Source organism: Sphingomonas sp. Leaf257, from assembly GCF_001422185.1.
GTDB classification, from domain to species: Bacteria; Pseudomonadota; Alphaproteobacteria; order Sphingomonadales; family Sphingomonadaceae; genus Sphingomonas; species Sphingomonas yabuuchiae.
Genome location: NZ_LMMH01000001.1, coordinates 258,998 through 271,396 on the forward strand (window position 1 = coordinate 258,998; position 12,399 = coordinate 271,396).

Annotated in this window: 12 protein-coding genes; 2 read left to right on the forward strand and 10 right to left on the reverse strand. The window is 65.9% G+C overall.

The annotated features are described in order from the left end of the window. Positions 1 to 17: 17 nt before the first annotated feature. A complete protein-coding gene (locus ASF14_RS01220) occupies positions 18 to 1,091 on the reverse strand; it encodes a hypothetical protein (protein WP_056430367.1) in 1,074 nt (357 codons plus the stop codon). 53 nt (positions 1,092 to 1,144) lie between these two features. Between ASF14_RS01220 and ASF14_RS01225 the strand changes: the two genes are divergently transcribed. Continuing rightward, complete coding sequence (locus ASF14_RS01225) at positions 1,145 to 1,711, forward strand: hypothetical protein (protein ID WP_056430370.1); 567 nt, start codon at positions 1,145 to 1,147, stop codon at positions 1,709 to 1,711. A 121-nt stretch (positions 1,712 to 1,832) separates the two neighbouring features. On the opposite strand, the gene ASF14_RS01230 is transcribed toward ASF14_RS01225, so the two are convergent. From ASF14_RS01230 to ASF14_RS01240, 3 genes are all read right to left on the reverse strand, one after another. After that, the gene (locus tag ASF14_RS01230; protein WP_156360966.1) at positions 1,833 to 2,234 is read right to left on the reverse strand and encodes a hypothetical protein; all 402 of its coding nucleotides are present in this window, start codon (positions 2,232 to 2,234) and stop codon (positions 1,833 to 1,835) included. A gap of 189 nt (positions 2,235 to 2,423) precedes the next feature. Then, positions 2,424 to 4,049 carry a methyltransferase gene (locus ASF14_RS01235; RefSeq protein WP_082442010.1) on the reverse strand — a complete coding sequence of 542 codons (1,626 nt, stop codon included), beginning with the start codon at positions 4,047 to 4,049 and terminating at the stop codon, positions 2,424 to 2,426. Between the two features lie 104 nt (positions 4,050 to 4,153). Further along, on the reverse strand, positions 4,154 to 5,068 hold the full coding sequence (locus tag ASF14_RS01240) for an HNH endonuclease (RefSeq protein WP_056430378.1): 915 nt from the start codon (positions 5,066 to 5,068) through the stop codon (positions 4,154 to 4,156). A 287-nt stretch (positions 5,069 to 5,355) separates the two neighbouring features. Between ASF14_RS01240 and ASF14_RS21970 the strand changes: the two genes are divergently transcribed. Next, positions 5,356 to 6,597, forward strand: coding sequence for an SHOCT domain-containing protein (locus tag ASF14_RS21970; RefSeq protein WP_056430381.1), 1,242 nt, complete (start codon positions 5,356 to 5,358; stop codon positions 6,595 to 6,597). Between the two features lie 96 nt (positions 6,598 to 6,693). Here the strand turns inward: ASF14_RS21970 and ASF14_RS01250 are convergent, their stop codons facing one another. The 6 genes from ASF14_RS01250 to ASF14_RS01270 are packed head-to-tail and all read right to left on the reverse strand — an operon-like array spanning position 6,694 to position 12,344. After that, entirely contained in the window at positions 6,694 to 7,236 is a 543-nt protein-coding gene (locus ASF14_RS01250; protein WP_236696884.1) for a thermonuclease family protein, read from the reverse strand. Between the two features lie 54 nt (positions 7,237 to 7,290). Next, entirely contained in the window at positions 7,291 to 7,806 is a 516-nt protein-coding gene (locus ASF14_RS22510; protein WP_156360968.1) for an SH3 domain-containing protein, read from the reverse strand. Positions 7,807 to 7,845: 39 nt separating this feature from the next. Beyond that, entirely contained in the window at positions 7,846 to 8,814 is a 969-nt protein-coding gene (locus tag ASF14_RS01255) for a hypothetical protein (RefSeq protein ID WP_156360969.1), read from the reverse strand. Further along, on the reverse strand, positions 8,814 to 10,088 hold the full coding sequence (locus tag ASF14_RS01260) for a hypothetical protein (RefSeq protein ID WP_156360970.1): 1,275 nt from the start codon (positions 10,086 to 10,088) through the stop codon (positions 8,814 to 8,816). Before ASF14_RS01260 ends, ASF14_RS01255 begins: the two co-directional genes overlap by 1 nt. Continuing rightward, positions 10,088 to 10,924 (reverse strand): hypothetical protein, encoded by an 837-nt coding sequence (locus tag ASF14_RS01265; RefSeq protein ID WP_056430388.1) that lies wholly within the window; start codon positions 10,922 to 10,924, stop codon positions 10,088 to 10,090. Before ASF14_RS01265 ends, ASF14_RS01260 begins: the two co-directional genes overlap by 1 nt. After that, complete coding sequence (locus tag ASF14_RS01270; RefSeq protein ID WP_056430392.1) at positions 10,914 to 12,344, reverse strand: hypothetical protein; 1,431 nt, start codon at positions 12,342 to 12,344, stop codon at positions 10,914 to 10,916. The genes ASF14_RS01265 and ASF14_RS01270 overlap by 11 nt, the downstream gene beginning before the upstream one ends. Between the last annotated feature and the right edge of the window lie 55 nt (positions 12,345 to 12,399).

A 12,399-nucleotide genomic window follows, 5' to 3' on the forward strand; every position in this document is an offset into this window, starting at 1 on the left:
GACAAGTTTGGACGTCGTCACTTACGCGGCGCAAACTCGATGTCGGTGATGGTTGCTGTGGCCTTCCCCTCCGCCCACTCGGATGGAACGCTTTTGGCGTTGTAGAAGTGGTCCTTCTCGTTCTGCCATATGTAGTTCGGACGCAGCGGCGTATTGTTATCGCTGGAATAGCTGTTTTCAACTACCCATATCGGGCTGTATTCCTCTTCTGCGATCGGCTTTCCCTGAGAATCCTGAAACACCACCTTGACCTTCACCCGGTTCAGCGTGCGGCCACCGTTGTTCTTGATCTTGAAATCCACACCGGGAACGCGTCCGTCCAACATGCTCTCATAGTATTTGGTCTCGAGGCCGTAGAGCTTGAGATTGTTCCGGATATACGCAGCCTCCTCAGGGCCCGGCCCTTCCGCTTCGACGCTTGGCAATCCCACGCCATCCGATATCGTGCTCGACAGGCCTGACGCATTCTGGCCGGTATCGCTGCCTGCCGTCTTGATGCTGCCCCCCGCGATGGTCCAGCCGATCACGCCGACTGCCAGCAGGGTCGAGATGCCGGCGACCGTCTTCGCCGGACTGTCCGGAAGCGCGGTCAGTGGCTGCTCCAGCTCCCGACGTGCCCTGATGCCCGCATAGACCAGCAGGCCTGCGCCGGCTGCGAGCACGAGCCATCCCCATTGAAGTTGAATCGCGCCGACCGCCGTCTTAGCGAGGCCAGCGAACGGATTGTCCTTCAACTCGTCCATGCTGCTGCGCATCTGGGACAATCGGTACTGCAGGGTGGCAAAGTGGTAGACGAGTATCACGGCTCCCGCGACACCGGGCCACAACGTGTCGTGTTCGCGTCCGTTGAGCGCCATGGCGCCGCCGATGACGGCGATAGCGAGCAGCACCAACGCGATCAGGTTCGTGCCATCATTGAAGATGTTGACGTTGCCAAGAAACGGCAGCGTGACGATCGGGCAGAACAGTCCCACGATCAGCACTGCGGCGCCCGCCAATCCAAGATTCTTGTTGCTCGTCACGACATCCCCCAGTCTCGACCCCATAAAGCCCTTCAAAGGAATGATCGCCCAGTTCTGGCGGCCGATCAACTACCTGCTATAGCGAGCCTTCACTCTTGGGTGGGGCAGAGACCTTGGAAAAGATGAAGTTTTGGCTGGCAGCGACCGTTGCGGCGGTGACTGTCGTGTCGCCAGCGATGGCGCGCGACTTCGGAAACGCGGGCGGCTTCGACATATCCGCTCAGGAAAGCGATGCGGAAAAACCCAACAGCGGTTTCTGCGGCATGCTGGAGGAATACGAGGGGTCGGGCGACACGCGGCTGCTATTGTTCCGCTACCTCAGCAATCCCGAAATGATCGTGGTCATCGTGGACAACTACAACTGGTCGATCAAGAAGGACGAGGAATACGAAGTCGAATACCTGTTGGGCGGATCGTATTACGACCGTAAGGCAATCGGCACCGAGGACAGGATCCGAAAGGGATTGATGTCGGCGTTCCCGGCTAGCGAATTCCTGCCGCTGTTCGCGAAGAGCTCTAACTTCAAGGTGACGAAGGGAGCGGTGACCGTTGATAGCCTGAGCCTCAAGGGTTCCGGCGCCGCCGTGGAAGCCTTCAATCGCTGCTGGACCTACCTTCGCGGTGACGAAGCCGCCAAACAGCGTGAACGCGATCGCTTTTCCCACATTCCAAAAGACCCGTTCAAGTAGTCATGACGACGGACTGCCGCATGGGCGGTCGCCCCGGTATCCCGGCTTACCGACGCATGGGGTGTCGGAGATACCGAATGTTGCGGAGCGCACAGGTAAGCGGTGAGATGCTGCCCTTGGATCAGCGTTCGACGTGCGCACGGAAGGCGCCGGTCGCTTCGTCGAACTCGTCGAGTCTCCACCACACGCCCTCCTGCGGATGACAGGACGCGATGTCGCGCGGGTCTGCGGCGACGTCCACGGCGCGAGCGATCACGGCCCGGAAGCGACCATCGTGCCGGTCCCGGCAGATCGCGAGATGACGCACCCGTTCCGTGTGTCCCGGTCGTCGCCGCCATTCGGCATCGAGATCCTCGTTGTCGAAATAGGTCAAGCGGCCGTCGCGCCCCTTCACCACGTCCTGCCATAGGACCAGTGCAACCACCGAGCCGTCAAGCGCGATGCCCGACCAACTCCATCGTGCATTGGTCAGCGTCGTGCCGAAATGCGCGAACGCATCCGTCTTCGTCCAGGTGCGCGGCATCGTCAGCTCCTTTTCCTGCCCGGTCGTGGGATCATGATCTCCCACATGTCCTCGCTTTTCATAACTATCCGACGTTCCTGGGAGGATCTTGTCACATCCCGCGTCGGGCGCCGCCTCCGCTGCGAAACCGCAGATCAGAGATGACGTCCTGAGCCGCAACACACGAAATGCTCATGCGCCCCGCCGCCTTCACGTCACATCCTGCAACTGGCGAGACCACTCCGGAAGCTGTTGGTCCTGCGCGAGCCGCAGTCGGCGCCAGTCGAGAGCCGCGAAGACTTCCGCGGCGTCCAAAGCATCGGACACGGGCAACGAGCCAAGCGCCTCCCTGCCGAACCGCGCGGCGAGTGCCGGATCCGACAGGTAGGCGTCCTGCCACCAGCGCATTATCCGTTCACGGCTCTGCGAAAGCAGCTCTGCCGAGGGCAGCCGGTCCCGCTTCTCATGGCGATTGACCCGGGAATCGCATGGCCCGAGGTTCCACAGGTCGCCGCAAGGCCATGCGGCCCAAGGAAGGCAGTGATCTACATCGAGCCTGACGGAAGAAAGCGGCCGGCCGGTCCAGACGCACTCGATCTGCCGGCCCTCCGCCAAGATCCGATCCGCAGCCAGTCGCGCGATCGCAGTAGTCCGAACCGGTTCCCGCCATTCCAGCGCCGCCTCGACGATGCCCGTTTCGACTGGAATGCTCATCCGATCCGCATAGCCGCGCGTCAGCCGAGCCCACTCCGCTACGAGCATTGGATCGATCCAGGGTCCGTGCCGCGACAGCGCGCGCCAGAGTCCTCCCGGGACCACGATCGCACCCCAGCGCCGCAATCCGGCGACTGTCAGTTCCGACCCGCCCGCACGCGAGCGACCACCACGCACCACCTCGAAAACGCGGCGATCGCTGTTGGGGAAACGGGTGAAGTTCGCGGGCATGTTCGCAATCGTCGAAGCGGCTTCCGACAACGCCGACACCAACGCGGAACCGCGCTCCGCATCGAAGACGGCGCCGACGCGAAGGTCTGACGCGTCCACGCCGTCCGCCAGCAACCGACGAAACCCGTTCTTCGCGAAGCCGAGCCCGTCGGGACCGCGATTGTTCGGGGCCTGCGGCAGCCCCAGCCGCACGAGCGGGAGATACATGCGTATCCAGAACAACGCGACCAAACCAAGCGGCAGATCCACGGCGTCGGCTTGGCCGGCTACGGGCGCCACCGCACCGGGGGCGTGTTCCGCCACGCGGGCGACTGCCCGAAGCAGGCCCAGCTTGTAGGTCGACGACTTGTCGTCTCCCAGCACGATGCCGCGGATCAGCGGCAACGCGCTCGTTCCGTCATCAGGCATGCGCATCGCCACCGACGACCACGTCACATCCGCTCGACCCTGCAGGTCTGAGGCGGTCTCGACCTTCAGGATCTCGAGACCGACCGATCGCGCGAGCCCCTCGACTTCTGCGGCCGACGTTGCGTGCATAGGGCGGTCGGAAGGAGACGGACCCGACCTGAGCGTGATCGCCAGAACGCCGCCCGGCTTCAGCAGGGTCGCGAGCTTACGGAACGAGCGCTGCCTGTCCGCTGGCGCGACGTGCTGCCACACTGCTGACAGTATTATCAGATCGAAGCCGAGCCCGAGTCTGTGGACGCGGTCCAGCGAGGGAAGACGGTCGTCCACCCAGCGTATGTCATCGTCGGGGTTTGCGGAGGCGTGTCGGCGAAAGCCGGCCGCCGGCTCGACAGCGACGACCGACATGCCGAGCGAACGCAGCCATCGGGCGTCACGCCCGGAACCGGCGCCAACGTCCAGCGCGAGGCCGCGCGATGGGAACAAAGCGCTGATGCCGCTGAACGAGGCGCCTCCTGCCAGCCCGTCGTAGCGGGCTGCAAGGTCCCCGGCCGCCGCGTCATAGGCGGCGATGACACGGTCGCTCTCGTTCAGACGGCGTCTCCCATGAACCGAGCACGGTGCCGAGCGACGTATTCAGGGTGCGGCCGCAGTCTCGGATCCTCCGGCAACCCGATGGGCACGCCGGACGACGGGAACAGCCGGACGAGCTCCGACGGCACCTTGTTATGGGAAACCAGCAGGTCGAAGCCCTCCCCGATGCTGATGAGATGTCTGTCGAACAGCCAGTGCGCCGTCGCGGAAAGTGCGATGCCGTTCTGCACGACGTCGGGCCCTCCGTCCGCAACGGACCATATGTGCGCGGCCTGCGCTTCGGCCTTTCCTCCTCCGTTGACCATGCGCAGACCGGTTACCGCGCATCTGTCGCCGTAGGCTTGGAGCACGTGGGCGCGGAACGCGGCATCCCTGATCTTCCGGTTGACCAGCATCTGCTCGACCCGCCGCTCCGAAGGCTCGGACGACAGCAGCGCTGCGGTGGCTGGGTCGATATGATCCGCGTCGAGTTCCAGACGAACCGCGCGCTGTGGAGACAGAGTGTCGGATAGGCCGGCATCGACGATCGCAGCGAAGTCCGGCCCGTCGAGCGGTCGCACGAACCGACCGCGAAGCGCCCGTCCCGCAAACGCCGGATTTTCGAGATCGCGCAGCATGCGCTCCGCGAAGCGCCCACCGTCATCGCGGTAGGGAACGGGCCGGTCGAACTCGACGAACCGCGACACGCGCGCATAGTGCATGCCGGCTGAGGCGGCGTCGGCGTCGATCCGATCAACGAATGCGGTGGCGACGTAGGCCTTCCGACCGCCGCCGGAACCCGTTTCGCGATAGACGATCCAGTCTTGCACGCAGGCCGTGGCAGCCCGCAGGTAAACGCTGGGGAAGTGATAGCGCTCGGCGATGAGGTCGTCGTAACGCGAAGATCCGCTGATTTCGAACACCCCCTTCACGTGACGCACCTCCCAGCGAAATCATTCGAGAACATCAGGCAAAGAGGAGCTGCCGCGCAAGGGCAACCTTCGCAGCTGGACGATATCCGGGCCGGACCGAGGCCCGAGCGATCGAGAACGAAGATGCCTGCTCAGCGTGCGCACCATGCTCGTTGGATGCGACGGCATCGAGAACCCGGCGATGCCGTCTTTGCAAACGCCAAACGGTCAGTCGCGTGTTGACAAGCGCCTGCACCACCCGCGATTGCATGGCTTCGCCGTGGGGACGGCGAGACGGGGGAGACGACATGCGACGTTCGATCAACATCTTCGGAGCGGCATGCGCCTTGTCCGCCATCGCCGCGTCGTCGGCGGCCACCGCCCAGGACAGGAACCAGCTGAAGACCGAGGCGAAGTCTTCGGTCGCGCTGCTTAGAGCCGCCGGCGAGCCCAAGGACCGCTGCGCCACGAACGCCGAGATCCAAGGCGAGAACGTCGTCACGCGCACCTTCCCGGGATCCTCCTTCGTGCCGGGCGACAGGGTCCTTTCGGTCAACGGCGTCGATCTTGCCGACAAGACCCCGAACGACGTGATCGCCGTGCTCCGCACCGTCGCGCCCGACGCGAACATTCCGGCAACGGTCAGCCGCGGCGGCGGCACGCGCGCCATCCAGATCACCTGCGTCAACAGCCGACCCGTCATGGAGGCATACGTGCTCGGGCTGGACCAGGCGGCCGCCGGCAGGTTCGATGATTGCGCCGCGACCTTCGAGCGTCCTGTGAACCTGGGATTCGGCGGAGCGGCGCTGCGCGCGCGGTGTGCGGCCCTGTCCCGCAAGCCAGACGACACCGTGATCGGCGAAGCCAACTTTCAGGCGATGCGCATGGCGGTCGAGGATGCGACCTACCTTCCAGCATCACGAGTCCGCGTCGCTCAGAACCTTCGCGCGATGCAGGCCTCGATCACGCAGAGCGTGGGTGCCACGCGGTTCCGGGAAATCGCCGATCTCGCGAGCCGGTGGCCGGGCGACGAGACGACCTTCGCCAAGTCCGAACCCGACTGGGACCTGTTCCGTCGCAACGGCGAGCAGGCGCTTCGCGCTCGGCTCATCGACCCGGATTCCGCACGCATCGAATGGCCGCGGGGCTTCCTCTACGGGACTTGGAAGCCGCTTCTGAGCAAGCGCATCGAAGGCTATTGGACGTGCGGACTCGTCAACGCACGCAACCGGATGGGCGGCTACACGGGATCGACCGCCTTCGTAGTCGTCATGGACCAGTCCGGCGGCACGCTCTACGCCGACATGGGTTCGGGACGCGACTACGACATCGTCTCCGCTCAGTGCGGCAACTCCGCCAAGCTGCTTCCGCAGGCCCCGGCCTCGTTCGCCACCGCGACGCTTCCTTCGGGCGCTCCGTCGTCGCTGGCGGCCGCGCCTTCGCTGAGCGACGAGCTGGCGAAGCTCGCCCAGCTCAAGGCGAGCGGTGCGCTGACGGAACAGGAGTTCCAGGCTGCCAAGGCAAAGCTGCTGACGGCACCAAGGCCGTGATCCGAATCGTACGTAGATAAGGGGCGATGTGATCGGGGCGGCGTCGACGCAGGCCGCGAGACCGATGGGCACGAGCGTAAGATTCCATCGACGCGATTAGCACCAGGGACGCCGCCGCCCCTCCCACGGTCGCGCCAGCCCCTCCCCGACCAGCTGGTCGCCCAGCGACCGGCCGTCGCGGACAAGCACGCGCAGACGCCGCCCGTAGAAATCGACATCGCGGTCCGACCGGCGGAGCTCGAACGGGCCGGCGTTCATGAGTTCCGCCAGGCGCCTGGTCGCCCTGTCGCCGAGCTCCGCCTCCGACCCGCATCTTGGCGGATGCGTCTCCGGCGCGTCGATGTCAGCGATCCGCACCTTCTCCCCATCGATCCAGGCGGTGTCGCCGTCCACAACGCAGTTCGTCCCGCCACCGACATGGCATATCGTGAACTTCGCGCCGTCCGACGTCGCCTCCCCCACCATGGCCATCGGAGCTGCCGGGTCCGCCTCGACGGGCGGAGGGGATCTCGACGGCCCGTGCGGCGCGATCGAAGTCTCAGCCGGTCCGCCACCTACGCCCTGCGGCACCGAAACGCCGATCAGGGTGCCGAGCGACAAGGTGCCTATCAACACCATTGCCAGCAGGGCACGGCTCACACGCTCGACGCCGGGATCGGCGCAACCACATCGATTGGCAGGATGAGGGTGTCGTCAGACGCCATAGCGCTTGTTGCCTCCGCTCGTGATGCAGTAGCGGCCGCCGCGGGGACCGACGCAGACGCCACCCCCGCCGCATGGACAGCTGCCGCCGCCGTCATACAGCCCCCGGGATCGGCTGCAACGCGTTCCCGATCGTGCGGACCGGGCGGATCGCGCCACGTGCTGGCTCCTGGGGGCGCGATGGATGCCGAGACCACGCTCATACGAGCGGTCAATATTCGCGCCTGCCCACTTCCGCCCCGCGGCTCGCGCAGCAGGCCACGTGTCATACGTGGCCAAGGATGAGACGAGCAGGTCGCTTCGCACCCAGCACGCCGCAAGACGCGGCGGGTCGACGCGGGTCCACGCGCCCTCGGTCGAGACGACAGCCACATCCTCTCCGCGCCGCAGCGTCCCTACGACCATAGCGTTTGTCCGCGGCGCCATGCGGCAATTAACGTCGTTCCCACCGACGACAGCCGCGTGGGCGCCGACCGCCCAGAGCAGTGCGGTCGCCATCAGAAACATTCGCAGTGCCCCTCATGCGCGTCCCCTCGATGCCGGACGTCACGCCCGGTTCTCATACTTGTAGAAATGCCCCTCCACCCACAGCAGAAGCGTCTTGTAGCGGCGCTTTTCCGAGGCGCCGGTGCGGTCGGTCACCATTACGAAGAAACGACAACCGTGGGCCTCGCCCCAGTCGAAGAGCGGCTTGGTCATTGCCTGGAATCCAGGCCCCTGCAGAACCCGTCCATAGGCCATGTTCGAAAGGGGGAGACGCACCTGCTCTGCGCGCCGGTTCGGAAGCGCCCGGTCCCGCGTCACGATTCCGCCGGACGTCAGGGTCACGTCGAAGATGTATTCCGGTGACCCCGTGCGCGTCGCCCAGCAGGCCGGCTTCTCCGAGCCCTTGCCGAGCGCCTCGAGGCGTCTGGCGGCATAGGCCATGCTCCCCTTCAGGCGCTCGTTCTCCAATCTGGTCGAGAGCACGCGGTCTGCGACCGCCCGTTCGCCGGAGGGCAGATCCGCCAGGGTCCCCTTGAGCGCATCCCGCTCGGCCGCGATGTCCGCGATGCGACGGCGCAGATCCTCTCCGCGCCGCTCCATGTCGCGATCCGGATCGGTCCGATCCGCCACGGAGATCCCACTCCGCGAAGCAGTCTCTTCGGATTCGCTCGCGGCCTGCTCCGCCTTCGATACTGCGGCGGAGGCCTGCCCCAACCGACGCTCGGCTTCCACGACCGCGTCCTGCCGCACGGCGGTATCCACCAGCTCGCGCGCCAGCGACCGCGCAGCCGCGGGATCGGCCGCCTTCTCCCTCAGCATCCGCTCGACTCGAGACGCAGCACGCTCCTCCGGCACCGCGCGCTTCAGGCCGGCGATCTCGCGGTTTTTCGCCAGCAGCGCTGCCCCGAATGCCAGAAGCAGGACGAAGATGACGAGGATGCCGAGCTCCGCCAGCGTGAGGCCGAGCACCAGACCCTTGCGGTATGTCGCATTGTCCCTTTCGACGGAGCGGTCGGTTCCGAACGCCATCAAGCGGGCGGCCGTTCGTGGAGGGTGTGCACCGGCGGAACGTATGGCTGAACGAGGGAAGCCTCATCGTTCAAAGGCTCCGCTGGCGGCGGTGCGGCATTCGCCGCTTCAACCCGCTCCATCGCCGCTGTCGCGCGGTCGATCACCGACCGGACCTGCTCCTCCACGTCGCCAAGCGCCTCGCTGATCCGCACCGGCTGAGCCTCCATGGCTTCCGCCGCGATCTCCGCGCGCTCTATGGCCGCAACGGCGCGTTCGAGACCCGCCGCCTGCGCCTGCAGCGCGGCCGAAGCCTCCGCCGCGACCCGACCGGCGTCGACCGTCTCCCTGCCCATGGCGACCACTGTCTCGAGGCCCCGGTCCAGCTGCTCCCTCGCGCCCGCAAGGCGTGCCTCCAGCCCCTCGGCCGCCGAAGACAGCGCCGCGAACCTCTGCTCCACGCCGTCGATGGGGCCGACGCCCTCCTCCATGCGCTTGGCCAACCGGTCGACCGCCGCGGAAAGGCGCCGTCCGACGGTGTTGAACTCGGTGTTGCGCTCCATCGAGACGCGCAGACCGTCGTCCCAGCGGGACTGAGACGCATCGAGCGCACCGCGAAGCGCATCGCTCGCCTCCGACAGCCTGGCCGCTGCGCCGCCCAGCTGGGATTCCAGTCCCTTCGAGGCTCCGGCAAGCCCTTCCGCGCTCTGCGACACCGCGTCGCGCAGTCTGCCGCCGGCCTCGTCGAGCGTCGCGCCCAGCTTCTCACGCATCTCCTCGATGGCGTCGGCCACCGATTGTCGGCTCGCCCGCGCGGCCATGCCGAACTCCGCACTCGCGTTCATCATCTCCACCTTCAGTCGCCGCGAGGCCTCCGCGAGCTGCAGCCGCGCCTCCTTCTCCGTCTCGAAAGGGTCGCTGCGCATCTGGCTGAATACGACGCGTAGCGTCACGCCGACCAGCGTCGTGGCCAGCGCGACGCCGAAGTTCGCGACGATCTCCTCCGCCGTCCCCCCTGCTGAGAACTGGGCGAGGGATACCGAGAGGCTGACTAGGGTGAAGATGAAACCCAAGTAATAGAGGTTGTCGCCTATCTGGTCGGCCCGCGCACGGTAGTATCGACGGACGATCAGGGAGGCATATGCGGCCATCACTAGGCAGGGCGCTATGGTCACAAACATCTGCCTCACGCCGAACGTCTTCAGCAGCATGATCGACGCCGCGCCAGCCAGAGCCGCCGCGAGAAAGGCTCCCGCCTGCACCGTCGCGGTGCCCTCCTCCACCTTCATCCGCATCAGTTCCTCCCCGGCAGCGGCGTTGACCGCCGCACCCTCGCACCTGAGGTGCCGAACCACCCCTCCCAGAAGTCCGCGAATGCCGGCGACACCTGCAGCGCGTCCTGAGCCTCGCGCCTGATGACCAGCAGTTCGACGTTCACCCCCTCCAGCTGCGCCGGTATCGCCTCACCGGCCCGTTCTGCCGCCCGGTCGTCCAGCGGCCCACCATACATCGAGTAGGCCCGCGAATTCTGGATCAGGTCCGACGCGACCAGCAGTCGGCGAGGCAGCCTCGACGTCGCCGGCGGGAACGCCGCCACCGTCACAGCCTGCACCCCCTCCAGGATCGGCGACGCATCCGACTTCGGCACGTCGAGCACGCCGTCGAGCGCTTTCGCCAGCGGGCGCTCGAACTGCTCGTCATGACGCTTTTGGACGAGTTCGGGTGAAGAGGTGAGCTGATCGACGTCGGCCTTCGTGCCCGGATTACATTTGGCGAACAGCGGCTGGAGCAGGGCGCTCTCGTCCGACCCGGCCGCGAATATCTTGAGCATGCCGAATCGCGGCAGGTCGTCCGCCGCGGCGAGGACCCGCGATCTGATCGCGGCCTGCGTCACCTTCGACGCCGGATCGGTCACATCCACGACAACGGCCGTCACGGCCGTCGGGCCACCCGAGGGACACAGCGTATCGGTATCCAGGGCCGGATTGGACCGGCCAGCGTAAAGGTAGAGACCGCCGATGCCGAGCAGGACGAGAACGCCGACGACGAAGAGTGCGACGCCCCGCCTGAACTGGCCGGTCTCGCGCTCTCTGCGCCGATTGCGTGCCGGCGGTCGGCGATCACGGGACATTCGAGGCCTCCAGGTCGTCAAGCGAACGGAGGCGCGTCATGGCCCGCTCGTGCGCCTCGTTGAGCCTATCGGACTGCGCGTCCAGCTCGGCCTTTGCTTCCGAAGTGATGCGCGAAACCTCCTCGTCGGAATATCGGATCTCGCCATAGGACGGCGACGCGCCGCGCGGCATCTCCCACCTGCGGTTGAAGTGCGCCGGCACCGGCGTCGACCGGGCTCTCCGGTTCGCCTCGCGGTATATACCGAGAAGATCGTTTCCGAGCCGCTCGAGGAAACCAAGATGGGCGTCGTAGCCGCGCGTCGTCCGGGCGATCGCCTCGTGGATCGATCGGCTCTCCGACCGTCGGCGTGTCAGATCGTCATGCTCGGAATTCATGCTGTCGTGGGCATCCTCGTAGGCTGCGCGGATCGCGTCGAGGAGGTCCTGCCGGTCGTCGAGATAGTCCTGACGCCGCTCGTCGAACGCCCGCGAAGGGCGGTCATAGCCGAAGTAGGGGTCTCCCATACGACGCCCATCGACGAGGGCGATGATCGAGAAGGCGCCACCCAGCGCGAACATCGTCAGCGACGCCGCATCGAGTCCGGAGAAGGCACCGTCCCGGATGGTTCGCATCGCGACGGCCCCTGGATGTTCCGGATCGACCGAGAACGCCGAGCGGTAGTGAGCGACCATGAGATTGAGGAACGTCGCCGCCGCGACATAGGATGCCAGTACCGCCCAGCCGACGATCCGCAGTGCGACGAACCGATGCCAGACGAGCGTCGTGCCGACCCGGCCGCCCCCCCAACCAATACCGATGTTAAGTGCGGCAAAGATGGCCGCCTGGAACCAGCCCCCGACAAGCCCGAGCGGACTGCCTTCGGCGAAGAACACGCCGTTCAGAAGCATCTCGACGATCAGCACGACGAACAGGACGCCATACAGGAACCACCGCTGACCCGACGTGCGTGGATAGTCGGCCGGTCGATCAATTCCGTGCTTCTGGCGGAACGTCGTCAGATGACGCTCCGCTTCGAGCATGTCCCGACGCAGCGGGTTGAGCCGATCCACGCCTTTCGCCGCCTCGCCCTCGATCGCCGCCACGCCGATGTCAGCCGCAGAACGGATCTGGCTCACCTTGGTGTCGAACTCGAGATCGAAGATGCGGTCGCGGTAGGTGTTCATCATATCGCGGAACTGGTTGTCCGCGTTGGCGCGCTCCCTCTCGATCCTATCGACGATCCGCGTCTCCACGAGGTCGAACTCCGTGCGTTCGTTCGAGGGCTCCTCGTCCGCACCGCGGGAAAGTCCGTCGCGCTCGAGGTGGAGGTCGGTCGCCAACCGGTCGAGACGCGGCTGGACGAACGTCTCCGTGGACACGTCGTATGCATGGCTGGACTCGCCGGTCCGGCCCAGAAACGCTCCGATTCTGTCGAGCACCTGATCCCCCCGCGGCCAATTCCCCCATCGCGGACCGCAAGTCTTTGATAGCAGA